The sequence below is a fragment of the Streptomyces sp. NPDC093064 genome (genome assembly GCF_044754605.1).
GTDB lineage: Bacteria > Actinomycetota > Actinomycetes > Streptomycetales > Streptomycetaceae > Streptomyces.
On the sequence record NZ_JBIVPK010000039.1, the window covers coordinates 1 to 25,715 of the forward strand.

The window sequence follows — 25,715 nt, forward strand, 5'->3', positions numbered from 1 at the left end:
AAGCTCTTCGAGCAGGGGGGACCCCCAGCCGCGTTGTCGCATCACCCGAGTACATCCAGTACGCGGGCGATGCTCCGCCTTGCGATGCTCCCCCAACTAGGCACCGGAGTGAGAGCGCATCCGATCGGTAGCCTGCTGGCTGGTCAAGGCTGAGCGGAGTCAAGCTGAAACTCCCCTGATCCTTCCCAGAACAGGTATGAAGGATTGGCGAGGCCGCAGGCGCGCCCAAACACCGAGGTGAGAGATGCAGTTCACCACCCGACCCACGCTTCAGGGATCCTTCGGCATGGTGTCCTCCACCCACTGGCTCGCCTCGCAGTCGGCGATGGCCGTGCTGGAGGACGGCGGCAACGCCTACGACGCGGCCGTGGCCGGCGCCTTCGTACTGCACGTCGTGGAGCCGCATCTGAACGGGCCCGCCGGTGAGGTGCCGATCCTGCTCGCCCCGGCGGGCGGCGAGGTGCGGGTGCTGTGCGGGCAGGGTGTCGCCCCGGCCGGGGCGACGGTCGCGCACTACCGGGCGCTCGGGCTGGACCTCGTACCCGGCACCGGCCCGCTGGCCGCCGCCGTGCCGGGCGCGTTCGACGCGTGGATGGTGCTGCTGCGCGACCACGGCACGAAGTCCCTCGACGACGTCCTCAAGTACGCCGTCGGGTACGCGGAACACGGGCACGCGCCCGTGGAGCGCGTCGGCGAGACCGTCGAGACCGTGCGGAGGCTGTTCGAGACCGAGTGGACCTCGTCCGCCGAGGTCTACCTGCCCGGCGGGCACTCGCCGCGCCCCGGCACGCTGCTGCGCAACCCCGTGCTCGCCGCCACCTGGAAGCGGCTGCTCGCCGAGACCGCGGGCGCGGGGCACCGGGAGGCGCGGATCGAGGCCGCGCGGGAGGTGTGGCGCACCGGTTTCATCGCCGAGGCGCTGGTCCGGCAGGCCGGGCGGCCGACACTGGACACCAGCGGCGAACGGCACACCGGCACCCTGACGGCCGCCGACCTCGCCGACTGGTCCGCGACCTACGAGACGCCGGCGACGTACGACTGGAACGGCTGGACCGTGTGCAAGGCCGGCCCCTGGAGCCAGGGCCCGGTGCTCCTCCAACAACTCGCCCTGCTCCCGGCCGAGCTGCCCCCGTACGGCTCCGCCGACTACGTCCACCTGCTCATCGAGGGCTGCAAGCTCGCCATGGCCGACCGGGAGGCCTGGTACGGGGACGCCGCCGAGGTGCCGCTGGCGGAGCTGCTGTCGGCGCCGTACAACACCGAGCGGCGGAAGCTGGTCGGCGACGCCGCCTCGTACGAGCTGCGGCCCGGCAGCCCCGGCGGGCGCGTCCCGCGGCTGAGCACGCACACGCACGCGGTGGCAGACGGCGAGGGCGAGTTCGACGCGATGGGCGTCGGCGAGCCGACGTTCGCCAAGAGCCCCGCGTCACCCGTGCCGGGCGAACCCGACGTGGCCGCCGACGGCGGCACGCGCGGCGACACCTGCCACATCGACGTCGTCGACCGCTGGGGCAACATGGTCGCCGCCACACCCAGCGGCGGCTGGCTCCAGTCCAACCCCGTCGTGCCCGAACTGGGCTTCCCGCTCGGCACCCGGCTCCAGATGGCCTGGCTGGAGGAGGGCCTGTCCAACTCGCTGACACCGGGCCGCCGTCCACGCACCACCCTCACCCCCTCGATCGCGCTGCGCGACGGGGTGCCCGTCATGGCCTTCGGCACGCCCGGCGGGGACCAGCAGGACCAGTGGCAAATGCACTTCCTCCTCGCGGTCGCGCTGCGCGCCGCCGTCCGCGGGAGCCTCGACCTCCAGGGCGCCATTGACGCGCCGAACTGGCACAACGACAGCTTCCCCGGCTCCTTCTACCCGCGCGGGACGCGCCCCGGCAGCGTCACCGTCGAGTCGCGCATGGACCCGGAGGTCGTCACGGAACTGCGGCGCCGCGGTCACGACGTGACCATTGGTGGGCCGTGGTCCGAGGGACGTCTGTGCGCCGTCGCCCGCTGCCCCGAGACCGGCATCCTGTCGGCGGCCGCCAACCCGCGGGGGATGCAGGGGTACGCGGTCGGCCGGTGAAGCCGGCCGGCGTCCGCCGCGCGCCTTTACCGGACGTACCGGGATGTCCGATGACGGGTGTTCACGCCGATTCCATCCGGTGTGCACCGGCCCGGCGGGGAATGTCAGTGGGGCATGTTCTCATAGAGACATGATCGAAGAGACGGAAACCATCGAAGAGTTTCTCGCACGTCATTCGGCCGACGTGGAGGAGGCGGTCCGCAAGGCGGCCGCGGCCGAGATCATGCCCCGCTTCCGCCGGCTGGCGGAGCACGAGGTGGACCAGAAGTCCGGACCGCACGATCTGGTGACGGACGCGGACCGGCTGGCCGAGCGGTACCTCACGGACGCGCTCGGCACGCTGCTGCCGGGCTCCGTCGTGGTCGGCGAGGAGGCGGTGCACGCCGACCCGGCGGTCTACGAGGCGGTACGGGGCGACGCCCCCGTCTGGATCGTCGATCCGGTGGACGGCACACGGCAGTTCGTGCACGGCGACCCCGGCTTCTGCACCCTGGTCGCCCTCGCCCGGCACGGGGTCGTGCTGGCCTCCTGGACGTACGCGCCGGCGCGCGACCAACTCGCCACGGCCGTACGCGGTCAGGGCGCCTTCCTCGACGGCGCGCCCCTGCGCTGCGGTGCGCCCGAGCCGGGGCGGCCCCTCGAAGTCGCCACGTCCCACCCCGACTACACGACGGACGAGCAGAAGCATGCCCTGCGCGGCCTGTGGGTGGACGGTGTCGCACCGCGTCCCTGCGGGTCGGCGGGACTGGAGTATCTGGCGGTCGCCCGGGGCGAGTTGGACGCCACGGCCTTCTGCTGGGAGGCGGCCTGGGACCACGCGGCGGGCCTCCTGCTGGTCGAGGAGGCCGGCGGTACCCACCTGACCCTGGCCGGCACCCCCTTCCGCATCACGGGCGGCAACACCCTGCCGTTCACAGCAGCCCGAGACACGGCCACGGCCCGTCGCGTCACGGGACTGCTCTCCTCCCCGGAGACGGAAGGCGCGCCCCTAGCCTCCTGACCCCGGCGAGTCCGGACACGGCGGGCCTGGCCCCTGATCCAGGCTCCTGACCCCGGCGAGTCCGGACACGGCGGGCTTGGCAAGTGATTCGGGCCCCCTGACGCCGGCGCACCCAGGCACGGCCGCCTGTCCGCCCTGACCTTGCCAGCGCCGCCCGAGGTGCCCGGGGGATCCCGAGCCCCCGACCCGCCCCCGTCGTGTCGGGGTTTGAACTGCTGCCGTTTGACAGCGGTTGGGTGTGTTCTGGTGTGCATGAGTGAGCTTCGCAGTTGCGGTGCGCAGGGTGGGGTGGCAGCGCGCGGCAGGGCGACGGGAGTTCTGGTTTCGAATGCGTGACCTTGGGCCGGGGGTGGTCGTTGGGTGCTGTGAAACGGATTCTTCGGCATCGGGCGGGGGTGCGGTGTGGGCGGGCTGCGTGAGGTGGCGGCGTCGTTCGTGGTGCCCGGCCCGTCCGGGGTGGCGATCCGCTCCGGTCTCAAGGGCCTGACGGCACGGGACGAGACGGTGCTGCGCCAGGTCGGCGCTCTGCTCGGCTCGCTGGCATCGCGTGACCTGAAGGTGCGCTGTGCGGCGGGCCTGGAGCACGGCAGTGAGCAGTGGGCGCGGCGGAAGCGGGCGTTGACGGGGGAGTCGTCTTCCCGGTGGGCGGGCAGTATCACCAAGGCGACGCATGATCAGTGGGCGTTGGCCCGGCGCGGTCAGCTCGCCCACATCCACAGCCTGCGGGCAGGCGTCGAGACGATCACGCACCGGCTTGCGCAGCCCGTCGGCGTCAAGGGTGCCAAGGGGGCTCCGGGCGGTTACCGCTCCGAGCGGGAGTGGTTTGCCAAGTCCCGTCGGCTGCATGTGCTTGAGGACCAGTTGGAGGGCGAACGGGCCGACTGGGAGGCAGGGCGGGTGCAGGTGGTGCGCGGCGGCAAGAAGCTGCTCCGTACCCGGCACCACCTGAAGGCCGCTGGGCTGACCGAGGCGCAGTGGCGGCTGCGGTGGGAGGCCGAGCGGTGGTTCCTGCAGGCCGATGGCGAGTCCGGGAAGCCGTACGGGAACGAGACGATCCGCATCACACCGGAGGGCGAGGTGAGCATACGGCTTCCGGCGGCGCTGGCCGGGCTGGCCAACGCGCCGCACGGCCGATACGTGCTGGCCTGCCGGGCCCGCTTCCGCCACCGGGGCGGGCAGTGGGCCGATCGCGTCGCAGCGGGTCGTGCGGTGGCCTACCGCATCCACTACGACACCGGCCGCAACCGCTGGTATGTGACCGCCTCCTGGCAGAACCCGCCCCTGACGAAGGTGCCGCTTTCAGCGGCCCGTGCGTGTGGGCTGGTCGGGGTGGACATGAACGCCGACCACCTGGCCGCCTGGCGCCTGGATCAGCACGGCAACCCCGTCGGCGAGCCCCGCAGATTCGACTACCAGCTGACCGGCAGCGCACAGCACCGCGACGCGCAGGTCCGCCACGCCCTCATCCGCCTGCTGCACTGGGCCGCTCGCCACAGTCTGGCCCTCGCGATCGAGGATCTGGACTTCTCAGCGGAGAAGACCCGGGAGAAGCACGGCAGACGGAAGCGGTTCCGGAAGCTGATCTCCGGGATGCCGACCGCCCGGCTGCGGGCACGGCTGGTGTCGATGGCCGCCGAGTTGGGTGTCACCGTTGTCGCGGTCGACCCGGCTTACACCAGCCGCTGGGGAGCCCAGCACTGGCAGGAACCCCTGACCACCACAACACGCAAGCCCACGCGGCACGATGCTGCCGCCGTGGCAATCGGACGACGCGCCCTGGGATGCCCGATCCGGCGTCGGATGGCACCGCCCCCACCGCACCGGAGTGATGCGGTGGGGCATCGGACCGTCCAGGCCGCACCGGCAGCCCGGGGCGTGAGGGACCCCGCCCCCGCATTCCCGGACCACGGACACGATCCGTGCCGCCCGGATACGGAGCGAAAGCGGGCGACCAGTGTGCCCACAACCGTTCGGGGCACACGGCTGAGCACGAGTCCTGGCACCAGGACTCACTCCCGCTCAGTCCGTGGGAACGGTGCGGCATATCCTGGGGCCGAGTGGCCATCGGCTGACTAGGGGGTCCGAAGGTGCCGTCGATGCTCGATGCGGTCGTGGTGGGTGCGGGGCCGAACGGACTGACCGCTGCCGTGGAGCTCGCCCGCCGCGGCTTCGACGTGGCGGTGTTCGAGGCGCGGGACACCGTGGGCGGCGGTGCCCGGACCGAGGAGCTCACCCTGCCCGGCTTCCGGCACGACCCCTGCTCCGCCGCGCACCCCCTCGGCATCAACTCGCCCGCGTTCCGCGCCCTGCCCCTGGAGCGCTATGGCCTGGAGTGGCTGCACGCCGAACTGCCCATGGCGCACCCCTTCCCGGACGGCACCGCGGCCGTGCTGGCCCGCTCCGTCGCCGAGACGGCCGCCTCCTTCGGACCGCGCGACGCGGGCACGTACCGCAGACTGGTCCAGCCGTTCCTGCCCAGGTGGGACACGCTCGCCCGCGACTTCATGTCGCTGCCCCTGACCGCGCTCCCGCGCGACCCGGTCACCCTGGCCCGCTTCGGCCTGGTCGGCCTGCCCCCGTCCACGTGGCTGATGCGCCGCTTCCGGGACGAGCGGGCCAGGACCCTCTTCGCCGGCCTCGTCGCCCACGTCATGGCACCCCTCGGCGGCTTCGCCACCGCCGCCGTCGGCCTGATCTTCGCACTCGCCGCGCACGCCCGCGGCTGGCCGGTCGCCCGCGGCGGCTCCCAGTCGATCTCCGACGCCCTCGCCGCGTACCTCAAGGACCTCGGCGGCGCCCTGCACACCGACTACGAGGTCAAGCGCCTCGACGACCTGCCGCCCGCGCGGGCGTACGTCTTCGACACCTCGCCCACCGCGCTGGCCCGCATCGCCGGCCTCGGCCGCTACTACGACGGCTACCGCTACGGCCCCGGCGTCTTCAAGATCGACTACGCCCTGGACGGCCCGGTGCCGTGGACCGCGCGGGAGCCCCGCGGCGCCGGCACCGTGCAGATCGGCGCGGACAGCGCCGAGATCGGCACCGCGCTGCGCGCCGCGTCCCGCGAGGGCCGCGCCCCCGACCGGCCCTTCCTCATCACGGTCCAGCCCAGCGTCGCCGACCCCACCCGCGCCCCCGCGGGCAAGCAGGTCTTCTGGGCGTACGGCCACGTCCCCAACGGCTGGACCGGCGACCTCACCGACGCCGTGGAACGCCAGCTGGAGCGCTTCGCCCCGGGCTTCCGCGACCGCGTACTCGCCCGCGCCACCGCCGGCCCGCCCGAGGTCGCCGCCCGCAACGCCAACTATGTCGGCGGCGACATCGGCTCCGGCGCGGTCTCCGGGCTTCAGCTCCTGCTGCGTCCGAAACCGTCGCTGTTCCCGTACAGCACCCCGCATCCGGCCGTCTTCATCTGTTCCTCGGCCACCCCGCCGGGCCCCGGCGTGCACGGCATGTCGGGGCACAACGCCGCGAAGGCCGTCTGGAGGAGGCTGCGGCAGTCATGACCACCGTCATCACGCTCGTCCAGGGCGACATCACCAGGCAGCGCGCCGACGCGATCGTCAACGCCGCCAACTCCTCCCTCCTCGGCGGCGGAGGCGTCGACGGCGCCATCCACCGCCGCGGCGGCCCCGCGATCCTCCAGGAGTGCCGCGCCCTGCGCGCCTCCCGCTACGGCAAAGGCCTGCCCACCGGCCAGGCGGTCGCCACCACGGCCGGCGAACTGGACGCCCTCTGGGTCATCCACACCGTCGGCCCCGTCCACAGCCGCACCGAGGACCGCTCGCACCTGCTGGCCTCCTGCTACCGCGCGTCCCTCGGCGTCGCCGACGAGCTGGGCGCCCGCACCGTGGCGTTCCCGGCGATCTCCACCGGCGTCTACCGCTGGCCGATGGACGACGCGGCCCGGATCGCGGTGGAGACCGTGAGGGAGACCGGCACCTCGGTCGAAGAGGTCCGCTTCGTCCTCTTCGACGACCGCGCCTACGAGGCGTTCGCCGCCCACGTCGGCTGATCCGACCGTCCCCCGAACGGGACGGAACTCCGGCAAATCGCCGTATAAAATGGCTGATTATGGCGGGTAGGAGCCGAGGCAGAGCCGCTCACGCCGGCGTCGGTCGTCATCGGACAGTGACGTCGCCATGATCTGGGGGATGCTGGGCCTGGGTTTCGTACTCAGCCTGGACAATTTCCGGGTGTCGATAGCGCTCGGCACCGTCCCCTTCGGTCTGAAGCGCGCGATGCAGGTCGCGCTGACCTTCGGGCTGTGGGACGCGGTCATGCCCCTGGTCGGGCTGCTCATCGGCCGCGAAATCGGGGAGGCCGTCGGGGGCGTCGCCGACGTGGTGGGCGCTGTCGCGCTCGGCGGGTACGGCCTCTACCTCGTCATCTCGTCCCTCCGGAACCCCGAGCCGGACGAGCTGGACCACCCGTGGGCGCTGTTCGGCATCCCGCTGACGCTGAGCCTGGACAACCTGGTCGCCGGCGCGAGCCTGGGCATCCTCGGGCTTTCGCCGTGGTTCTCGGCCCCCGTCTTCGGCCTCGGCACGGCGGTGATGTCGCTGATCGGGCTCCAGCTCGGGCAGGCCGCGGCGCGCCTCATCCGGATCCGCGCGGACCTGGTGAGCGGGGTCAGCCTGATCATCGCCGCGGCGGTGCTGCCGTTGGTCTTCGGTGGCTAACCCGCTCACTCGGCCCCGGAAGCCGGCCGACCCACTCGGTCCGGCAGGCGGTCCGGCCGGCGGCCCCGGTGCGAGCGGGGGATCAGCCGAAGGGCCTCGGCGCGCGAGCCGGCGTTGGCGGCCTCGACCGCCCGGGCGACCAGGTCGTGGTCGGGCGACAGATGGCAGACCGGGTCGGTGCGGGCGGCGTCGCCGGTGAGCAGGAACGCCTGGCAGCGGCACCCGCCGAAGTCCACCTCCCGCCGGGGGCAGCTCCGGCACGGCTCCGGCATCCAGTCGGTCCCCCGGAACGCGGTCATCACCGGGGACTCGGCCCAGATCCGCTCCAGCGAGTCCTCCCGCACGCTGGCCCGCGGCAACGGCAGGGACTGGGCGGTCGGGCAGGGCAGGACGTCACCGTTCGGCGTCACGGTCAGTTGCCGGGAGGCCCAGCCGCTCATGCAGGGCTTCGGATAGCGACTGTAGTAGTCGGGGAGGACGTAGATGACGTCCATGCGGTCCCGCAACCGCTCGCGGGCGGCCCGTACGACGACCTCGGCCGCTTCGAGCTGGGCCCGGCTCGGCAGCAGCGCGTCACGGTTCCGCCAGGCCCACCCGTAGTACTGGGTGTTGGCCAGCTCCACCCGGTCGGCGCCCACCTTCTCGGCCAGCCCGAGCACGTCGGCGACGCGGTCGATGTTGTACCGGTGCAGCACCACGTTCACGGTGAGCGGCCAGCCCAGCTCCTTGACCACGCCCATCGCCTCGATCTTGCGCTCGAAGGACGGGAGCCCGGCGATCCGGTCGGACACGGCCGGCTCGTCGGCCTGGATGCTGACCTGCACGTGGTCCAGGCCGGCTGCCCGCAGCCGCTCGGCCCTCGGCCGCGAGAACCCGACGGCGCTGGTGATGAGGTTGGTGTAGAGACCCAGGTCGTGCGCGTCCGCCACGATCTCCACCAGGTCGTGCCGCAGCAGCGGCTCCCCGCCGGACAGGTGGCACTGGAGCACTCCCAGATCGCCGGCCTCGGCCAGCACCCGCCGCCACTCGTCGGTGGTCAGCTCGTCCCGGTAGTCGCCCAGGTTCAGCGGGTTGGAGCAGTACGGGCAGGCCAGCGGGCAGCGGTAGGTGAGCTCGGCGAGCAGCCCGAACGGGCTATCCATCGGCGAGCTCCACCCAGCGCCGGGCGACGAGCCGGGACAGGAACCGCCGCACCTCGTCGTCGGGGACGGACTCGTAGCGCGTGCCCAGCTCGGCCATGATCTCCGCGACGGTGCGCCGCCCGTCGCACAGCTTGAGGATCTCCGCGCCGCTGCCGTTCAGCACCACCACCGTCTCGGGGTGCAGCAGGACCGGACGCTGCCTGGTCCGGGAGTAGGCCAGCCGCACATGGCGCGCCAGGCGGGGCCGGTCCGTGCCGGACACCTCGACGCCGGGGCGGGTCCTGGATGTGGTCCGGGTCGTTCCGGTAGGGGTCGGGTCCATGGTGGTCACTCCGGATAGGCCTGGTCGACGGCGTCCATCAGGCTCCACAGGACGTCGCACTTGAACGACAGCGCGTCGACGGCGCGTGCCTGGGACTCGGCGGAGAGGCAGTGCGCCGTGACCACCTCGAGGGCGTGCTCGCAGTCGCGGGGCGCCTGCTCCAGGCGGGTACGGAAGTAGGCGAGGCCCTCGGGGTCGATCCACGGGTACCACCGCTCGAACGCGGCCAGCCGCGCCGCCATCAGATCGGGCGCGAACAGCTCGGTGAGCGAGGACGCCACCGCCTCCACCCAGGGGCGGGTCCGGGCGAAGTTCACGTAGGCGTCGACGGCGAACCGCACCCCGGGCACCAGGTGCCGGTGGTCCCGGACCTCCTCGCGGGTCAGCCCCGCGGCCTCGCCGAGGCGCAGCCACGCCTCGATGCCGCCCTCGCCGGCGGCGGTGCCGTCGTGGTCGGTGATCCGCCGGATCCAGCGGCGCCGGACCTCCAGGTCGGGGCAGTTGGAGAGGATCGCGGCGTCCTTGCGGGGGATGTTCTCCTGGTAGTAGAAGCGGTTGGCCACCCAGCCCCGGATCTGCCGACGGCTCAGCCGGCCGGCGTTCATCCGGACGTGGAACGGGTGCTGGTCGTGGTATCGCCGCGAGTGGGCCCGCAACGCCTCGACGAAGTCGTCGGCGCCGGTTCTCGTGGTCGTTGCCGTCACGGCTCTACACCTGGACCTCTAGGCCGTCCGTGGCCACTTCCATGCCGCTCGTCTCCACGATACGACGCTCGGGAGTGTCCTCCAGAAGGATCGGGTTGGTGTTGTTCATGTGCACGAAGATCGTCCGCCGCACGCCCAGCGACGGGAGCTGCGCCAGGCTGCCGTCCGGGCCGTCGATGGGCAGATGGCCCATCTCCCTGGACGTCTTGCCGGCCAGGCCGAGCCGTACGAGCTCGTCGTCGCGCCAGCAGGTCCCGTCGATCAGCAGGCAGGCGCAGCCCTGAATCTCCCCGCGCAGCGCCGGCGCCAGCGACTGCACCCCCGGCAGATACACCAGCGTCCCGCCGCTGCGCTCGTCGGTCAGCCGGTAGCCCACGACGCGGCCGTGGTCCATCCCGGTTCCGAACCGGTCGCGTTTGCCGGTGGGCACGTCGAACGCCCGGCAGGACAGCCCGTCCGCCAGGGCCAGGCCGGCGCCGGGGGTCACCGCCCGCCACTCGACCGGGCAGTAGCGTTCCAGCGTGCGCAGGATTCCCGAGCCGACGCACAGGGTCTCGCGCACCGCCGGCGTGGCGTACAGCCGCAGGGCGCGGGCCTCGCGCAACAGCAGCAGGCCCAGCGTGTGGTCCAGTTCGGCGTCGGTGAGCAGCACCGCCTCCAGCGGCGTCGTCCGGTCGTCGTGCGGGTGCAGTCCGGGGAAGGCCTCGATCTGGGCGCGGACGTCGGGCGAGGCGTTGACGAGGAACCACCGGCGGCCGTCGGCGCTGACCGCGACCGACGACTGGGTGCGCGCGAGGCCGGCCCGGGAGCGGACCGCGGCGCACACCGGGCAGCCGCAGTTCCACTGCGGGGAGCCGCCCCCGGCCGCCGAGCCCAGCACGCGCAGCAACACGCCGGCACTCCGTTCGTCGAAGGGGTCCGGGTCCGTCGCCGGCCCGGCCGTCCGTGGCCGTCCTGAACCGCCGGAGGGCGCCGGACCGGGTCCGGCGCTGTCCCACGTCCGCCGGTCCGTCAGTCCGCTAGTCCTCCAACCGGGCGACGTACATGGTCACCTCGGCCGCGACCGCGATCTCCTCGAACTCGGGCGTCTCCCACACTTCGAGCACTTCCAGCACTTCCAGCACTTCGAGCTGAGACTCCATGGATTCACCTCCTCTCCGCCCGGACGGGCAGGCTCCGGTCACGCGCTACGGCGATTCCGGGAGGGCGAAGACCATCAGGGCGCTTCCGTGCCCCGCGCCGAGCATGCCGGGGAGGAATCCCTCGGCCCATCCGCCCCAACCGACGGGCACGGCGATGTACTGCCTGCCGTCGACCATGTAGGTGGTCGGGCTGCTGTGGTGGCCGCTTCCGCACTGGAACTGCCACAGCAGTTCCCCGGTGCGGGCGTCGAGCGCGTTGAACTCCCCGGAGGCCTCACCGGCGAACACCAGGTCGCCGCCGGTGGCCAGCACCGAGGCGCACATCGGGAGTTCGTTGCGCCACCGCCACTTCTCCTCGCCGCTCGCGTCGAACGCGCTGATGGACCCGGCCATGTCCTCGATGTCCACCTGAACGCCCGCGCCCCAGTACGGAATGCTCTCCTTGAACTCCCGGCGCCGCCGGGTGGCCGTGGCCCCGGTGTCCTGGACCGGGACGTAGAAGAGCCCGGTCTTCGGGCTGTAGGCCGCGTGCGTCCATTCCTTGGCACCGGCCGGCCCCGGGTAGAAGTGGACCGGCACTCCCTCCTGGTCCGGGTACGCCTTCGCCGTCACCTGGCCGTCCCTCGTGATCGCTCCCCAGGTGATGCGGTCCACGAAGGGGGTGATCCCGACCCTCTCGCCGTTCGTGCGATCGAGGACGAAGAAGTAGCCGTTCTTGTCGAAGTGCCCGAGCAGTTTGCGCCCGTCCCGCTCGAACAGGATGCACTCGGCGATGCTGTCGTAGTCCCACACGTCGTGCGGGGTGCACTGGTAGTGCCAGCGGATCTGACCGCTGTCCACGTCGACGGCGATGATGCAGTCGGTGAAGAGGTTGTCGCCCTCGCGGACTGCCCCGTCGAAGTCGGGCGCCGGGTTGCCGGTGCCGACGTACAGCAGGTTGGTCTCCGGGTCGAAGGTGCCGGTGACCCAGCAGTTCGCCCCGCCACGGGCCCAGGCCTCGCCGTCGGCGGGCCAGGTCTCCGAGCCGGGCTCCCCGGGCTTCGGCACCGTGTAGCAGCGCCACTGGTGCTCGCCCGTCTCGAGGTCGAACGCGTCGAGGTGGCCCCGTACGCCGAACTCGCCGCCGGAACTGCCGACGATGAGCAGGTTCTTCACGACCAGCGGGGCGAGGGTGGCGCTCTCCCCGGCGCGGACGTCTCCGTAGGTCCTGTCCCAGACCCGCTTGCCGGTGGTGGCGTCGAGCGCGAGCACACGGGCGTTCGCCGTGACGAAGAAGACCTTCCCCTGCGCCACTGCGACCCCGCGGTTGACGTTCCCGCAGCACAGGGACACGTCGAAGGGAACCGCGTGCTTGTACCGCCAGATCTCCACACCCGTCTTCGCGTTGAGGGCCCAGACCCAGCCGTCCCAGCCCGAGAGGAACATGACCCCGTCGACGACGATCGGGGCGGCCTCGAACGAGTAGGTCGACGCGCCCGCGATCAGTCCGGTCGTGCCGGCCTGGAAGACCCATGCGGGGACCATGCGCCTGATGGTCTCCGTGTTGATCTGGTCCAGCGGGCTGTACCGCCACCCGTCGTAGGCGCCGTAGTAGGTGAGCCAGTTCTGGGGCTCCTCGCGGGCGTTGAGCAGGCGTTCGTAGTCGACGCCGGCCACCACGGGCGGCGCGATGTCCCCGCCCGCGATCTTGCCGCTCAGGCTTCCCTGGTCGACGGCCCAGCCCGCGTCCACGTACTCGACGGCCATGTGCTCCACCTCCTTCTTCCTACGGCCGCGGCTGTTCGGGACGGTCGAGGCGGGCCTCCGGCGGAGCGTCCCCCATGACGACGATGGCCCCGGTCAGACCCCGGCCCTCGTCATTGCCCGTGGGCGAGCCGAACCAGTAGTAGCCCGGTCCGTCGAGGTTGAGGGCCGCCCGTCCTCGCGAATGGTTCACCAGCCAGATGAATTTCCGGTCGCCATTGCTGGGCAGGAGCGCACAGTGCGTGTTCCGGTCGTCATTGACGAGTTCGAGCTCGATATCGCCTTCATGGGGCATGACCAGAATCGAGGGATCCCAGGCCAGCTCGTCCGGGTGGATGCGGATGGTGGCCTCCATGCGGCCGTCCGGCCTCACGGTGGCCTGCCCAATGCTTCCGGTCCCCAGCACCTGGCCCAGCGCTGCCTTGTTCTGTCCGGCCAACCCGAGATTGTCCAGCAGGTCGGATCGTTCCTGCGCGGTCGTCATCGGGGCGTCACTCTCCTCACCCGAATCCGCAGTGACTCTGAATTCGCGAATTATTTAAGTCACGCCGTAAAGGGTAAAAAAATTGGTCAGCAAAGAGCACGCTACGCCGGAGGAATCACACCGGGTGGTGTATGCCGTTCGTCCGCGACGAGCCGCCGTTCGTACCCGAGGTGCCGCCGTTGGGAGGAGCGGAGGAATCAGGCGAGGTCGTATCGATCGAGATTCATGACTTTGTCCCAGGCGGCGACGAAATCCCGCACGAACTTCTCCCGTGCGTCGTCGCTCGCGTAGACCTCCGCGAGGGCCCGCAGTTCGGAGTTCGAGCCGAAGACGAGGTCGACACGGCTGCCGGTCCACTTCACCTCGCCGGTGGCGCGGTCGCGGCCCTCGAAGGTTTCCGCGGTCGCGGACGTCGGCCTCCACTCCGTGCCCATGTCGGCCCTGTTCTCCCGAAGCTACGGCGAAGTGACAAGTAGCTCTCTGTAGCGGATCTGGGGTGTGCTTGTCGGCGTTTTTGATCTTCTGGACTCATCGGGGGCCGTGCTCGGCGAGGTTGGTCCGGTCATGACGACCGGAGGGAGCGCGGGGTGCGGCAGGAATGGGAGCCGGAGGACCTGATCGAGGTCTGGACGCTGCTGGAGGAGGACCAGGAGCGGCTGCGGAACAAGTCGGGGACGAACCGGTTGGGGTTCGCGCTGTTACTGAAGTTCTGCGAGGTGGAGGCCCGGTTCCCGGAGGACGCCGGGGAGATCCCGGAGCCGGCGGTGTCGTACGTCGCCCAGCAGGTGAAGGTGGCCGCGGAGGAGTGGGCCGCGTACGACTGGTCGGGGCGGGCGATCAAGCGGCACCGGATGGAGATCCGGGGCGCGTTCGGTTTCCGTGAGTGCTCCGAGGAGGACCAGGCGCAGCTCGCCGAGTGGCTGGCGGTCGAGCTGTGCGGGGTGGAGCTGAACCGGGACCGGCTCGCGGAGGCCGTGGTGGCCCGCTGCCGCAAGGACCGGCTGGAGCCGCCGGCCCCAGGACAGATCGCCCGGCTGGTGGGCAAGGCGGTCAGCACCTTCGAGGAGCGGTTCTGCGCGGCCGCCGTGGGCCGGCTGTCGGCGGCGACCAGGTCCCGGCTGGACGACCTGATCGCCGAGGACGTCGGCGCGGACGAGGAGAGCGCGGGCGGCGGGGGCACCTTCTTCACCGAGCTGAAGGCGGACCCGGGCGCGCTGGAGCTGGACAGCCTGCTGGCGGAGGTGAACAAGCTCCAGCGGGTGCGTGGGCTCCAGCTGCCGCCGGAGCTGTTCGCGGACGTGTCGGAGAAGCTGGTGGCGGCCTGGCGGGCGCGGGCGGCGAAGGAGTACCCCTCGGACCTGCGGGCGGCGGCCGGGCCGGTGGGGTACACGCTGCTGTCGACGCTGTGCCACGTGCGGGAGACGGAGATCACCGACTCGCTGGTGGAGCTGTTCATCCAGCTCGTACAGAAGATCAACACACGGGCGGAGAAGAAGGTCGAGGGTGAGTTCAACAAGGAGCTCAAGCGGGTCCGCGGCAAGGAGGGCATCCTGCTGCGACTGGCGGAGGCGGCGGTCGCGGAGCCGGGCGGCACGGTCCGCAAGGTGATCTATCCAGTGGCCGGGGAGTCCACGCTGAAGGCGCTGGCGGCAGAGGCCGCGGCGAACGAGGCCCGCTACCGGGCCCGGGTGCGTACGGTGCTGCGCTCGTCGTACTCCAACCACTGGCGGCGGATGCTCTCGCCGCTGCTGAACGCGCTGGAGCTGAAGTGCAACAACACCGCCTACCGGCAGGTGATGGACGCCATCGAACCTGCTCAAGCGGTATCTGGACCAGCCCATCGCGAAGGAGGGAGCGTTCTTCGACGAGGCGGAGAAGATCCCGCTGGGCGGGGTGGTGCGCGAGGAGTGGCGCAAGGCGGTCGTGGACGAGCGCGGCCGGGTCGAGCGCATCCCGTACGAGCTGTGCGTGCTGGTCAGCCTGCGGGACGCACTGCGGCGGCGGGAGATCTGGGTGCCGGGCGCGAACCGGTGGCGGAACCCGGAGGACGATCTGCCGCCGGACTTCGAGGACAACCGCGATGTGCACTACGACGCGATCCGCCAGCCACAGGACCCGCAAGCGTTCATCGAGGCCCTGCAGAAGCGGCTGCGCGAGGCCCTGACCCGCTTCGACACCGCGCTGGAGCTGGGCACCACGGGCGGGGTGGACATCGTCCGTCGGCACGGTGAGCCGTGGATCAAGGTCTCGCCGCTGGGCAAGCAGGAGGAACCGGAGAACCTCGTCGCGCTGAAGGCGGAGATCGAACGCCGCTGGGGCACCATCGACCTGATCGACATCCTCAAGGAGGCCGAGTTCGCCACCGGCTTCACCGACGAGTTCACCTCGGTCGCCACCAGGGAGGCGGTCCCGAAGGCGGTGCTGCGGCGTCGGCTGCTGCTGGTGCTGTTCGCGCTGGGTACGAACATGGGCATCAAGCGGGTCGCGGTCACCGGCAAGCACGGCGAGAGCGAGGCCGTCCTGCGCCGGGTACGGCACCTGTTGGTCAACCGGACTAACCTGCGCGCGGCGCTGGTGCGGCTGGTCAACGCCACCTTCGCCGCCCGGGATGCGGCGTGGTGGGGCGAGGGCACCGCATGCGCGAGCGATTCCAAGAAGTTCGGCTCCTGGTCCAGCAACTTCATGACCGAGTGGCACCAGCGGTACCGCGGGCCCGGGGTGATGATCTACTGGCACGTCGAGAAGAAGTCGCTGTGCGTCTACAGCCAGCTCAAATCCTGCTCGGCCTCCGAGGTCGCCGCGATGATCGAGGGGGTGCTGCGGCACTGCACGGACGTGGAGATCGACCGGCAGTACACCGACACGCACGGCGCCTCCATCGTCGGGTTCGCCTTCGCCCACATGCTCGGCTTCAACCTGCTCCCACGGTTGAAGAACGTCGGCTCGGCGCGGCTGTACCGGCCGGCGGCCGGTCAGGACGAGACGTGGCCGAACCTGGCGCCGGTGCTGTCGACCAAAACGATCGACTGGGACCTGATCCGCCAGCAGTACGACCAGATCGTGAAGTACACCACCGCCCTGCGCCTGGGCACCGCCGAGGCCGAGCAGGTCCTGCGCCGCTTCACCCGCGGTGGGCCCAAGCACCCCACCTACCGCGCGATCGAGGAACTCGGGCGGGCGGTGCGTACGGCGTTCATCTGTGACTACCTCGCCGACGCCGACCTGCGCCGCGAGATCAACGACGGCCTCCAGGTCGTGGAGAACTGGAACTCCGCCAACCACGACCTGTTCTACGGCAAGGACGGCGACCTGACCGGCTCCGACAAGGAGTCCCAGGAGGTCTCCATGCTCGCCCTGCACCTGCTCCAGTCCGCTCTGGTGCACGTCAACACCCTGCTCCTCCAGGACATCCTGAGCGAGGAGAAGTGGCAGAAGCGACTCACCGACGCCGACCGGCGGGCCCTGTCCCCGCTGTTCTGGACCCACGTGAACCCCTACGGTCGGTTCGAGCTGGACATGAACTCACACCTCGCCCTCGCCGCCACGGCGTCCATGGTGCCCGGCCCCCGCACCGTGCCCGAAGCGGAAGCCGCCCGATCGGCGGCGGACGGTGGGTCCAGGTCGGCATCCTGAAGACCCGCCCGCCCGGCGTCGCTCCCGGTCGGCTGGATCGTTGACCGGGTGAGGCGCCGGGCCGGGGAGGGGCCCGAAGCCACCGTGCTCGCGGGCGGCTCGATTCGGCTACGCGTCGCGCCTGTGCAGCAGCAGGCTGCCGACCAGCAGCGCGGCCGCGGCCCACGCCGCGAGCACGCCCAGGCCGGCCCATGGGCCGATGGGCAGCTCGTGCAGATGGATGGTGGCTTGGACCGCGAGTCCGGCGGTCATGGGCGAGATCCGCTGGAGGTGGCGCTGCCACTCCGGGTCGTTGACCACCTGGGTGACGACCGGGAAGAGGTAGAGCAGCCCGAGCACGATCCCGATGGCGGTCGCCGCCTCCCGTACCGCCGTCGCCACGCCGAGGCCGAGCAGGGCGATCAGGACGAGGTAGAGGACCGAGCCCACGGCCGCGCGCAGGGTCGGGCCGTCGGCCAGGGAGAGCGGGGCATAGCCGTGCGCCTCGGTGAATCCGTTGCCGGGCAGGATGTAGCGGCCGGCGAGGAGGGAGGCCAGGACGGCAGCCGTCCCGGAGGCGAGGACGACCGTGGTGAGGATCGTCGCCTTGGCGGTGAGTACGGTGATCCGGTTCGGCACTGCCATGAGCGTGGTGCGGATCATCCCGGTGCCGTACTCGCCGCTGACGGCCAGCACCGCGAGGACGGCGATGACCGCCTGCCCGACGGTGACGCCGGTCAGGGCGAGCTTGACGGCGTCCTGGCCGCACCCCGCGTCCGGGCACTTCACGGCCTTGGCGGTGCCGCAGCCGACGGCCACGGTCAGCGCGACGGCGAGCAGAAGCAACCTGCCCATTTCCCCTGCGGTGCGCAGCTTTGTCCACTCCGCGCACAAGGCACGGCCGAAGTCCCCTCGCCACGCGCCGTCCGCCGTGCTCGCGAGTCGTGCACCGCTCAGGAGACTCATACATCCCTCCCGCGCAGCCGCACCACGGCCAGACCGAAGGCGAGCGCGGCGTATCCGCACGGCACGGCGAGGCCGGCCCATGGCGTCAGCGGGTAGTAGCCGGTCGACGGTTCGTACACGCTGAGCACCTGCGCGTACTGTGGCAGGGTCTGCTGGATGGCGAAGCCCGCAGCCGGGGTCACCCGCAGCAGCCACTCCGAGACGCCCGGGGGCAGTACGCCGGAGGTGGCAAGCAGGAAGGGCAGCACGATCGACGCGATGACCAGGGCGACCGCCGCGCCGCTGCGCCGCAGCAGGGCACCGACGCCGAGAGCGAGCACGGTGGCGGCTGCGCAGAGCAGGCCGGTTCCGACCATGACGCGCGCTTCGGTCGCCGATGTGACGGGGAAGACATGGAAGCCCCTGCCGCGCGCGCTGTGTTCCCCGATGGGAACGGTGATTGCGGCGGCCACCAGGCCGATGGCGAACGCGACGCCCCCGGCCACCAGCGCCTTGGCACCAAGCACCCGGCCCCGCAGGGGAGTTGCCGCCATGGTCGTACGCAGCAGACCACGCCGATACTCGCCGGTGATGAACACCGTGCCCACGGCGATCACCACGATCAGCCCGGCGAAGGTGCCGACGAGGAAGTTCTCGACGGAGAAGCCGACGCCCATGACGGGCCCGCCGACGACCGGTGCGATGTCACCGGCCCCGGTCACGGTGAACCCGCCGCCGTCGGTCTGCGTGAAGCCGCCCTTAGTGGTGTTCGTGTAGCTGCCGGAGGTGCCCGCGTCGCCGCCCACCTGTGTGCCGCTCCACGCACTCTGGGACCAGCCACCGGTGAGGCCGGGACGGCCGAAGGTGCCGGTGGCCACGGCGGGGCTGAAGCCCGTGCCCGCCGCGGTGTCCTGCTTCGCCTCCGGTGACGTGGCGAAGAGCCCGGCCTGCACGGTGCGCGCAAGCCCAGGCAGCTTCGCATAGCCGACCTTGGTCCAGTGGGAGCCGTCGGTAGAGGCGTAACCGGTGAGGCTGTCACCGGAGCGGACCAGCCGCAGCCAGCGCGGGGACTCCTGGATGACCTTGCCGGAAGGGCCCGCCGTGTCGTGCGTGTAGTCGTACTGCATGCGCACGCCGTGACCGCCGGTGGCCATGACCGCCGCGTACGGGGATCCCTGGGTGAGGCTTTCCTTCACGATGATCCCTGCTTTCGCCCAGGGCTGCGCGCCCTGGGCCGTCTTGCCGGTCCCGGTGTCGGCCACACCGGTCAGGGACCGCAGGGGAACGGTGAGGGTGCCGTCGCCGGTGAGCGTCTTGTGGACGAAGTAGAAGCTGTCGTTGACGGCCTCGCCGCCGGGGCCCTTCGGATATGAGGCGGAGTCGGCGCCGCGACCACCGGGGGCGGGGGCGGCCGTGCCGAGCAGTCCGACCACGATCGTCGCCAGGAGCGCCCCGGCCATGGCGAGGACCCAGCCGCGTACCGTACGGAACTTCGTCCACTCGGCGTGCAGCGTCCTGAGGAACCCGCCCCGCTCAGCGCGCCTCGTGGCCGGGGGGCGAGGGGTGAGGGTGGCGGTCATCGCGTGGCCTCCCCCGTTGGGATGCCCCGGTATTCCACCGCGTCCCGGGTGAGCTCCATGTACGCCTCTTCGAGCGTCGCCCGGTGCGCGGACACCTGGGAGAACGGCACCCCGTTCCGGGCGAGCAGGGCAACGATCTCCTCGTCGGGCAGGCCCGTGACGCCGAGGGTGTCGGGGCCGGTGGCGAGAACGGTGGCGCCCGCGCCGTGCAGGACCTGGGCGGCTCGCGGAGGCGCAGAGGTACGCAGGGTGACCCGGCCGCCGGACGCCTCGGCGAGCAGCTCGGACACGCTGGTGTCCGCGACGACCCGGCCGCGGCCGATCACCACCATATGGTCCGCGGTGTCTTCGAGTTCGCTCATCAGGTGACTGGAGACCAGGACGGCGCGGCCCTGCCGGGCCAGCTCCGCCAGGAAGCCGCGCATCCACACGATGCCGTCGGGGTCGAGGCCGTTGAACGGCTCGTCCAGCATGACGACCGGCGGGTCACCGAGCACCGCCGCCGCGATCCCCAGGCGCTGGCGCATGCCCAGCGAGAAGCCGCCGGCCTTGCGCCGGGCCGCCGTGCCCAGGCCGGCCTGTTCGATGACCTCGTCCACGCGCCGGGGCGGCACGCCCTGTGAGTGGGCCAGCCACAGCAGGTGGTTACGGGCAGTGCGGCTCGGCTGCAGCGCGGAGGCGTCGAGCAGTGCCCCCAGATGCCGAAGCGGGCGACGCAGGGTGCGGTACGGCACCCCGCCGACCAGGGCCTTTCCCTCCTCAGCTGCGTCAAGACCCAGGATCACGCGCATGGTGGTGGACTTGCCCGCGCCGTTCGGGCCGACGAAGCCGGTCACCCGTCCGGGCCGCACGGTGAACGTCATCCCGTCCAGAGCCAGCTGTGGTCCGAAGCGTTTACGCAAACCCATGACCTCGATCGTCGCCTTCGTACTCTCATCACTCATGGGCCCCACCCTGTGACGGAGCGAGTTACAGGGGCCGAACGGCCACTGTCATCTCGCTGTTAGGCGCCTCGGCTTAGCCTGGCCCGGTACGTGTCCTGGTGCAGTGGCGAGAGGGGAGCATGCGGATGAAATGGGGTCCGCCCCGACGACTCGCGGGCCTGACTGCCCGGCTCGGCCTGCGCCGTGGCACTGCCCGCACCCGCTTCACCGCCTTGTACGTGACTCTGTTCCTGCTGTCGGGAACGGCGCTGCTCGCCATCGCGGCCCTGGTGGCATCCGGCGGATCGCGCTCCAGCCAGACCGCCCCCGATGGTGGCACCGATCAGCGAGCCACGGCGGCACAGGCCCAGGGCCGCATCGACGATCTGGAGCAGCAGCTGGCCCAGGCGCACGACACCCAGTCCAGGCAGATCCTGCTCGGCTCCGCCATCGCCCTCGGCGTCATGGCGGTGATCTCGGTCGGCCTCGGCTGGTTCGTCGCCGGCCGGGTGCTGCGCCCGCTGCGCGTGATGACAGCGGCCACCCGCCGGATCACCGCCGACAGCCTGCACGAACGCCTGGCCATCGGCGGCCCCGGCGACGAGGTGAAGGACCTCGCCGACACCATCGACGACCTCCTCGGCCGCCTGGAGGGCTCCTTCGACGCCCAGCGACTCTTCGTCGCCAACGCCTCCCACGAGCTGGGCACCCCGCTCACCACGATGCGGGCCTCCCTGGACGTGGCCCTCGCCAAGCCGGGCCCAGTGCCCGAGACCACGGCCACGCTGGCCGCCCGGATGCGCGCCGAACTCGACCAGGTGGACCGGCTGCTGGAGAGTTTCCTCGTCCTGGCTCGCACCCAGCACGGCGAGTTCACCGACTCGGCGCGCCTCACCCTCGGCCAACTCGCGCTGACTGCCCTGACCGGACGGGCAAAGGAGATTGCGGCCAAGGGCCTGACCGTGCGTGAAAACCGGATCGACGGCTCCGCGTGGGTGTGGGGCAGCGAGACGCTGCTGCGCCGCGCGGTCGACAACGTGGTCGACAACGCGATCGCGCACAACGACCCCGGGGGCTGGATCAGTGTCGCGGTAGGGGCCGAAGGAGACGGCGCAGGCGCAGTGTCCCTCGTCGTCGAGTCCAGCGGACCGGTCCTCGACCAGCGGCGGGTGGCGGACCTCGTGCAGCCCTTCCGCCGCCTTGGCGCCGACCGGACCGGCACCGGCCAGGGCAGCGGCCTCGGCCTCTCCATCGTCGCGGCCATCACCCAGGCCCACCATGGCACCCTGGACCTGCGCGCCCGCCCCGACGGCGGCCTGCGCGTCACCGTCACCCTCCCCCGTACGGACGGCAGGGCGACGGCGGAAGTTCCCAACACAGAGAGCGGCGTGGCGCGTTGAGAGTCCTGGTGGTCGAGGACGCCCGCCCCCTCGCCGAAGTCATTGCCGAGGGACTGCGCGACCAGGGCATGGCCGTGGACGTGGCCCACGACGGGCTCGAAGCCGCGGCCAAACTGGACGTCAACGCGTACGACGTCGTCGTGCTCGACCGCGACCTGCCAGGCATCCACGGCGACACCCTCTGCCAGATGATCACCGAGCGGGACGGCCGCGTGATGGTCCTGATGCTGACCGCCGCCGACTCACCCGGCGACCGCGTCAGCGGCCTGACCCTGGGCGCCGACGACTACCTCGCCAAGCCTTTCCACTTTCCCGAACTCATCCTGCGCATCCGCGCCCTGGCCCGCCGCCGGCCCGCCGCCCGGTCCCGTACCCTGAGCACGGCGGGCATCGAACTCGACCCGATGCGCCGCACCGCCAGCCGCGACGGCCACCAACTCGACCTCTCCATCAAGGAATTCGCGGTACTCGAAGCCCTCCTGAACGCGAGCCCCGCCTTCCTCAGCACGGAGAACCTCCTCGAACAGGTCTGGGATGAACACGCCGACCCGTTCACCAACACCGTCACGGTGACCATCAGCCGCCTGCGCCGCAAACTCGGCGCCCCCCCGGTCATCGCCACCACACCCGGCGTGGGGTATCGGATCATCGACCCAGCCGTCCCACCAGACTGAGCAGCCACCAGGGACCGGCGACCCGCGAGCGGAGGCGGTGCCCAGTGCACCCGACTCCAGTCATCTGCGCAGCCGACTTCGGAGACTGACACACGCGGTTACTCTCACAAACGTTCCTTTGCGCGAGCAAGATCAATCACGGGCCGCCGGACCCCCGGGGACTCGGATTCGTTCTCAGAACCCGTTCTCACTCAAAAGTGGGCTGGACCCCCTTCTGAGACTTGCATTGTGCGAAAATCCGGGCCCATGACGGCCACTCAGCAGCCTTCCCCAACCGACCGGTCGGACGCGGACGACGTCGAACAGCACACCTGTCCGAAGTGTGACGCACAGCCCGGCTCGCCCTGCCGCTCGCGCGGCGGCGCGGTCGCCTCCGCTTATCACACCCGCCGCTTCACCATGGTGCCCCGGCTGAAGAAGGCGCTGCGGGTCCCGACCCCGGCCGACCGCGGACCGGGCCAGCCGTGGCGGCCGGGCACCCCGCCGCCGACGCCGATCGACCCGGACCTGCCGAGCGCGGACATCCGCATCGGCTACGCCCGCTGTTCGACCCTCGGGCAGGAACTCGACTCCCAGCTCGATGCGCTCGCCAAGCACGGCATCCCGAGGGACAAGATCTTCAGCGAGAAGATCAGCACCCGGGTGCGGGTCCGCCCGAAGTTCGAGGAGGCGCTGAGGACGGCGCGGAAGGTCAAGGCGCACGCCCCGCACTGCCGGGTCATCTTCACCGTGTACGAGATGAAACGGCTCGGCCGCGACGCCGCCGAACTCACCGCCCTCGCCGACCACCTCACCGCCCACGGCTTGGTCCTGGAGATGCTCGCCGGACCCCTGCCCGGCATCTACGACCCCACCGGCCCCGGGAAGCTGCTGTTCGCGTTCTTCGCAGCGATGGCGGAGACCGAGCGGGAGAACATCCGCGAGTCCACGCTCGAAGGGCTCGACACCGCGGCCCGAAAAGGCAAGCACGGCGGCCGACCCCCGGTTATCACCGACGACATGCTCCACACCGTGCTCCGGCGCCGCGCGGGCGGCGAGTCCGTCGAGCAGATCCAGCCCGACCTGATCATCCCCACCGGCAAGCGCAAGGGACAGAACCCCTCCGTCGCCAGCATCTACCGGGCGCTCGCCGAACACGCCAAGCGCGAGGCGTACCCCGAAGCCGTCGAACAGGCCCACGCCGACTTCGCCGCCCTCCAGGTCGGCGAGGTCCCCGGACCCCGCCCCGCTATCCCTGACCGCGCGTCACGCTGATTACAGAGAGCTACTTGTCACTTCGCCGTAGCTTCGGGAGAACAGGGCCATGTCGAGCAGATTCACGAAGAAGTCGTTGGTCAGCGACCCGGGCGCCGAGGTGAAGACGCCCAGCGGCGACTGCCGATGGTTGGCGCCCAGCACGCGCAGGCCACCCACGAGGACGGTCATCTCGGGCGCGCTCAGGTCCAGCAGGTTCGCGCGGTCGACCAGCGAGTGCTCCGACGGCAGCCGGCCGCCCTTGCCGCGGTAGTTGCGGAACCCGTCCGCGGCCGGCTCCAGCGGGGCGAAGGACTCCGCGTCGGTCCACTCCCGGGTGGCGTCCGTGCGGCCCGGAGCGAAGGGGACCCGGACGTCGTGGCCGGCGGTCCTGGCGGCCTGCTCGACGGCGGCCGCTCCGCCGAGCACGATGAGGTCGGCCAGCGAGATCCTCTTGCCCTCGCTCTGGGCGCTGTTGAAGGACTCCTGGATCCCCTCCAGGGTGCGCAGCACCCGTGCCAGCGTGTCGGGGTCGTTGACCTCCCAGTTCCGCTGCGGCTCCAGGCGGATGCGCGCGCCGTTCGCCCCGCCCCGCTTGTCGCTGACGCGGAACGTCGAGGCCGACGCCCACGCCGTCGAGACGAGCTGGGGGACCGACAGCCCGGAGGCGAGGATCCGGTCCTTGAGCGCGGCGATGTCCGCCGCCCCGACCAGCTCGTGGTCCACGGCGGGGACCGGGTCCTGCCAGCGCAGGGTCTCCCGGGGGACCAGCGGTCCGAGGCAGCGCCGGATCGGGCCCATGTCGAGGTGCGTCAGCTTGAACCAGACGCGGGCGAACGCGTCCGCGAGCCGGTCCGGGTGCTCCAGGAAACGCCGCGCGATCGGCTCGTAGACCGGGTCCGACCGCAGCGCGAGGTCCGTCGTCAGAATCGTCGGGGCGTGGGTCGCCGCCGGGTCGTGGGCGTCCGGCACGGTGCCGGCCCCGCCGCCGTCCCGCGGGATCCACTGCCACAGACCGCCGGGGCTCAGCTCCAGCTCCCACTCGTAGCCGAACAGGGTCTCGAGGAAGCCGTTGTCCCATCGTGTCGGGGTGGGCGTCCACGTACCTTCGAGCCCGCTGGAGATGGCGTCCGCGCCCTTTCCGGTGACGTAGCCGCTCTTCCAGCCCAGGCCCTGCTGCTCCATCGGGGCGACCTCGTGTTCGGGGCCGAGGTAGGTGTCCGGGTCGGCCGCGCCGTGGGTCTTGCCGAACGTGTGGCCGCCCGCGATCAGCGCGACGGTCTCCTCGTCGTCCATCCCCATGCGCCGGAACGTCTCGCGGATGTCCCGGGCGGCGGTGAGCGGGTCCGGGACGGTGTTCGGACCCTCCGGGTTGACGTAGATGAGGCCCATCTGGTCGGCGGCCAGCGGGCTCTCCAGCTTCCGGACACCGCCGTGGCGTTCGTCGCCGAGCCAGGCGCGCTCGGGACCCCAGTACACGTCCTCGTCGGGCTCCCAGACCTCCGCCCGGCCGCCGGCGAAGCCGAAGGTCGTGAAGCCCATCGTCTCCAGGGCGCGGTTGCCCGCGAAGACCATCAGGTCGGGCCAGGAGATCTTGCGGCCGTACTTCTTCTTCACCGGCCAGAGCAGCCGGCGCGCCTTGTCGAGGTTGCGGTTGTCCGGCCAGCTGTTCAACGGCGCGAAACGCTGCATGCCGGCGCCCGCGCCACCGCGGCCGTCGTCGACGCGGTATGTCCCGGCGCAATGCCACACCATCCGGAGCACGAGCGGCCCGTAGTGGCCGAAGTCGGCCGGCCACCACTCCTGCGACGTCGTCAGCACCTTGTCGACGTCCCGTGCCAGGGCGTCGAGGTCGAGCGTCCGGAACTCCGCGGCGTAGTCGAAGCCCTCGCCCAGGGGGTCGGCCATGGCGGGGTGCTTCCGGAGGACCGCCAGGTCGAGCCGGTTCGGCCACCAGTCGCGGTTGCTCGCGCCCCCGGCGTTCATCGCGCCGGCAACGGCGTCCCGACCGTCCGTCACGGGAACCTCCTTCCGGTACAGAGGGTGTGCTGAGGG

The 25,715-nt window shown here is 71.4% G+C and carries 20 protein-coding genes and 3 pseudogenes; 11 read left to right on the forward strand and 12 right to left on the reverse strand.

Features of this window, described 5'->3' with window-relative positions; genetic code table 11:
- The first annotated feature begins 244 nt into the window (after positions 1-244).
- The 6 genes and pseudogenes from ACIQFZ_RS32215 to ACIQFZ_RS32240 all read left to right on the forward strand — a co-directional run bounded on the left by ACIQFZ_RS32215 (position 245) and on the right by ACIQFZ_RS32240 (position 7,756).
- Positions 245-2,074, forward strand: coding sequence for a gamma-glutamyltransferase family protein (locus tag ACIQFZ_RS32215; protein WP_402692864.1), 1,830 nt, complete (start codon positions 245-247; stop codon positions 2,072-2,074).
- 130 nt (positions 2,075-2,204) lie between these two features.
- A complete protein-coding gene (locus ACIQFZ_RS32220; protein WP_402692865.1) occupies positions 2,205-3,074 on the forward strand; it encodes an inositol monophosphatase family protein in 870 nt (289 codons plus the stop codon).
- 402 nt (positions 3,075-3,476) lie between these two features.
- Positions 3,477-5,146, forward strand: a pseudogene (locus ACIQFZ_RS32225) (IS200/IS605 family accessory protein TnpB-related protein).
- A gap of 24 nt (positions 5,147-5,170) precedes the next feature.
- The gene (locus tag ACIQFZ_RS32230; protein ID WP_402692866.1) at positions 5,171-6,580 is read left to right on the forward strand and encodes a phytoene desaturase family protein; all 1,410 of its coding nucleotides are present in this window, start codon (positions 5,171-5,173) and stop codon (positions 6,578-6,580) included.
- On the forward strand, positions 6,577-7,089 hold the full coding sequence (locus ACIQFZ_RS32235) for an O-acetyl-ADP-ribose deacetylase (protein WP_365417832.1): 513 nt from the start codon (positions 6,577-6,579) through the stop codon (positions 7,087-7,089). Before ACIQFZ_RS32230 ends, ACIQFZ_RS32235 begins: the two co-directional genes overlap by 4 nt.
- Positions 7,090-7,228: 139 nt before the next feature.
- Positions 7,229-7,756 (forward strand): manganese efflux pump MntP family protein, encoded by a 528-nt coding sequence (locus ACIQFZ_RS32240; protein WP_402692867.1) that lies wholly within the window; start codon positions 7,229-7,231, stop codon positions 7,754-7,756.
- 5 nt (positions 7,757-7,761) lie between these two features.
- Here ACIQFZ_RS32240 and pqqE read toward each other — a convergent pair whose 3' ends face one another.
- The 8 genes and pseudogenes from pqqE to ACIQFZ_RS32280 all read right to left on the reverse strand — a co-directional run.
- Positions 7,762-8,898: a pyrroloquinoline quinone biosynthesis protein PqqE gene (gene pqqE, locus ACIQFZ_RS32245; protein ID WP_402692868.1), complete on the reverse strand. Its 1,137-nt coding sequence runs from the start codon at positions 8,896-8,898 to the stop codon at positions 7,762-7,764.
- Positions 8,891-9,220, reverse strand: coding sequence for a pyrroloquinoline quinone biosynthesis peptide chaperone PqqD (gene pqqD / locus ACIQFZ_RS32250; RefSeq protein ID WP_365417839.1), 330 nt, complete (start codon positions 9,218-9,220; stop codon positions 8,891-8,893). The genes pqqE and pqqD overlap by 8 nt, the downstream gene beginning before the upstream one ends.
- Positions 9,221-9,225: 5 nt before the next feature.
- On the reverse strand, positions 9,226-9,924 hold the full coding sequence (pqqC, locus tag ACIQFZ_RS32255) for a pyrroloquinoline-quinone synthase PqqC (RefSeq protein ID WP_365417841.1): 699 nt from the start codon (positions 9,922-9,924) through the stop codon (positions 9,226-9,228).
- Positions 9,925-9,928: 4 nt separating this feature from the next.
- Positions 9,929-10,816, reverse strand: coding sequence for a pyrroloquinoline quinone biosynthesis protein PqqB (gene pqqB / locus ACIQFZ_RS32260; RefSeq protein ID WP_365417844.1), 888 nt, complete (start codon positions 10,814-10,816; stop codon positions 9,929-9,931).
- A gap of 127 nt (positions 10,817-10,943) precedes the next feature.
- Entirely contained in the window at positions 10,944-11,066 is a 123-nt protein-coding gene (gene pqqA, locus ACIQFZ_RS32265) for a pyrroloquinoline quinone precursor peptide PqqA (RefSeq protein WP_365417846.1), read from the reverse strand.
- 45 nt (positions 11,067-11,111) lie between these two features.
- Complete coding sequence (locus ACIQFZ_RS32270; RefSeq protein WP_365776012.1) at positions 11,112-12,812, reverse strand: PQQ-dependent dehydrogenase, methanol/ethanol family; 1,701 nt, start codon at positions 12,810-12,812, stop codon at positions 11,112-11,114.
- 19 nt (positions 12,813-12,831) lie between these two features.
- Positions 12,832-13,293 carry an MSMEG_3727 family PQQ-associated protein gene (locus ACIQFZ_RS32275; RefSeq protein ID WP_402692869.1) on the reverse strand — a complete coding sequence of 154 codons (462 nt, stop codon included), beginning with the start codon at positions 13,291-13,293 and terminating at the stop codon, positions 12,832-12,834.
- Between the two features lie 197 nt (positions 13,294-13,490).
- Positions 13,491-13,739: pseudogene (locus tag ACIQFZ_RS32280) on the reverse strand (catalase-peroxidase); the annotation flags it as partial.
- Positions 13,740-13,880: 141 nt separating this feature from the next.
- Here ACIQFZ_RS32280 and ACIQFZ_RS32285 point away from each other — a divergent pair.
- Together ACIQFZ_RS32285 and ACIQFZ_RS32290 are read left to right on the forward strand one after the other, a co-directional pair.
- Positions 13,881-14,282 (forward strand): annotated as a pseudogene (locus ACIQFZ_RS32285) (DUF4158 domain-containing protein); the annotation flags it as partial.
- 904 nt (positions 14,283-15,186) lie between these two features.
- Positions 15,187-16,926 carry a Tn3 family transposase gene (locus ACIQFZ_RS32290; RefSeq protein WP_402692870.1) on the forward strand — a complete coding sequence of 580 codons (1,740 nt, stop codon included), beginning with the start codon at positions 15,187-15,189 and terminating at the stop codon, positions 16,924-16,926.
- Between the two features lie 108 nt (positions 16,927-17,034).
- Here the strand turns inward: ACIQFZ_RS32290 and ACIQFZ_RS32295 are convergent, their stop codons facing one another.
- The 3 genes from ACIQFZ_RS32295 to ACIQFZ_RS32305 all read right to left on the reverse strand — a co-directional run bounded on the left by ACIQFZ_RS32295 (position 17,035) and on the right by ACIQFZ_RS32305 (position 20,374).
- Complete coding sequence (locus tag ACIQFZ_RS32295) at positions 17,035-17,760, reverse strand: ABC transporter permease subunit (RefSeq protein WP_402692871.1); 726 nt, start codon at positions 17,758-17,760, stop codon at positions 17,035-17,037.
- Between the two features lie 107 nt (positions 17,761-17,867).
- Positions 17,868-19,430, reverse strand: a complete 1,563-nt coding sequence (locus ACIQFZ_RS32300; protein ID WP_402692872.1) for a hypothetical protein — start codon at positions 19,428-19,430, stop codon at positions 17,868-17,870.
- Positions 19,427-20,374 carry an ABC transporter ATP-binding protein gene (locus ACIQFZ_RS32305; protein ID WP_402692873.1) on the reverse strand — a complete coding sequence of 316 codons (948 nt, stop codon included), beginning with the start codon at positions 20,372-20,374 and terminating at the stop codon, positions 19,427-19,429. Before ACIQFZ_RS32305 ends, ACIQFZ_RS32300 begins: the two co-directional genes overlap by 4 nt.
- A 125-nt stretch (positions 20,375-20,499) precedes the next feature.
- On the opposite strand from ACIQFZ_RS32305, the gene ACIQFZ_RS32310 reads away from it, so the two are divergent.
- The 3 genes from ACIQFZ_RS32310 to ACIQFZ_RS32320 all read left to right on the forward strand — a co-directional run bounded on the left by ACIQFZ_RS32310 (position 20,500) and on the right by ACIQFZ_RS32320 (position 23,681).
- The gene (locus tag ACIQFZ_RS32310) at positions 20,500-21,753 is read left to right on the forward strand and encodes a sensor histidine kinase (RefSeq protein WP_402692874.1); all 1,254 of its coding nucleotides are present in this window, start codon (positions 20,500-20,502) and stop codon (positions 21,751-21,753) included.
- Complete coding sequence (locus tag ACIQFZ_RS32315; protein WP_402692875.1) at positions 21,750-22,427, forward strand: response regulator transcription factor; 678 nt, start codon at positions 21,750-21,752, stop codon at positions 22,425-22,427. Before ACIQFZ_RS32310 ends, ACIQFZ_RS32315 begins: the two co-directional genes overlap by 4 nt.
- Positions 22,428-22,673: 246 nt before the next feature.
- A complete protein-coding gene (locus tag ACIQFZ_RS32320; protein ID WP_071367893.1) occupies positions 22,674-23,681 on the forward strand; it encodes a recombinase family protein in 1,008 nt (335 codons plus the stop codon).
- Here ACIQFZ_RS32320 and katG read toward each other — a convergent pair whose 3' ends face one another.
- Positions 23,682-25,646, reverse strand: coding sequence for a catalase/peroxidase HPI (gene katG / locus ACIQFZ_RS32325; protein ID WP_402692889.1), 1,965 nt, complete (start codon positions 25,644-25,646; stop codon positions 23,682-23,684).
- Positions 25,647-25,715: the final 69 nt, after the last annotated feature.

What these genes read in the sequence shown, in the direction of transcription:
- ACIQFZ_RS32215 (WP_402692864.1), top strand. Translation starts at nt 245, where the DNA reads ATGCAGTTCACCACCCGACCCACGCTTCAGGGATCCTTCGGCATGGTG.
- katG (WP_402692889.1), bottom strand. Translation starts at nt 25,646, where the DNA reads ATGAACGCCGGGGGCGCGAGCAACCGCGACTGGTGGCCGAACCGGCTC.
- ACIQFZ_RS32300 (WP_402692872.1), bottom strand. Translation starts at nt 19,430, where the DNA reads ATGACCGCCACCCTCACCCCTCGCCCCCCGGCCACGAGGCGCGCTGAG.
- ACIQFZ_RS32270 (WP_365776012.1), bottom strand. Translation starts at nt 12,812, where the DNA reads ATGGCCGTCGAGTACGTGGACGCGGGCTGGGCCGTCGACCAGGGAAGC.
- ACIQFZ_RS32230 (WP_402692866.1), top strand. Translation starts at nt 5,171, where the DNA reads ATGCTCGATGCGGTCGTGGTGGGTGCGGGGCCGAACGGACTGACCGCT.
- ACIQFZ_RS32295 (WP_402692871.1), bottom strand. Translation starts at nt 17,760, where the DNA reads ATGGGCAGGTTGCTTCTGCTCGCCGTCGCGCTGACCGTGGCCGTCGGC.
- ACIQFZ_RS32305 (WP_402692873.1), bottom strand. Translation starts at nt 20,374, where the DNA reads ATGAGTGATGAGAGTACGAAGGCGACGATCGAGGTCATGGGTTTGCGT.
- ACIQFZ_RS32320 (WP_071367893.1), top strand. Translation starts at nt 22,674, where the DNA reads ATGACGGCCACTCAGCAGCCTTCCCCAACCGACCGGTCGGACGCGGAC.
- ACIQFZ_RS32220 (WP_402692865.1), top strand. Translation starts at nt 2,205, where the DNA reads ATGATCGAAGAGACGGAAACCATCGAAGAGTTTCTCGCACGTCATTCG.
- ACIQFZ_RS32310 (WP_402692874.1), top strand. Translation starts at nt 20,500, where the DNA reads ATGAAATGGGGTCCGCCCCGACGACTCGCGGGCCTGACTGCCCGGCTC.
- pqqA (WP_365417846.1), bottom strand. Translation starts at nt 11,066, where the DNA reads ATGGAGTCTCAGCTCGAAGTGCTGGAAGTGCTGGAAGTGCTCGAAGTG.
- ACIQFZ_RS32275 (WP_402692869.1), bottom strand. Translation starts at nt 13,293, where the DNA reads ATGACGACCGCGCAGGAACGATCCGACCTGCTGGACAATCTCGGGTTG.
- pqqD (WP_365417839.1), bottom strand. Translation starts at nt 9,220, where the DNA reads ATGGACCCGACCCCTACCGGAACGACCCGGACCACATCCAGGACCCGC.
- ACIQFZ_RS32240 (WP_402692867.1), top strand. Translation starts at nt 7,229, where the DNA reads ATGCTGGGCCTGGGTTTCGTACTCAGCCTGGACAATTTCCGGGTGTCG.
- pqqE (WP_402692868.1), bottom strand. Translation starts at nt 8,898, where the DNA reads ATGGATAGCCCGTTCGGGCTGCTCGCCGAGCTCACCTACCGCTGCCCG.
- ACIQFZ_RS32235 (WP_365417832.1), top strand. Translation starts at nt 6,577, where the DNA reads ATGACCACCGTCATCACGCTCGTCCAGGGCGACATCACCAGGCAGCGC.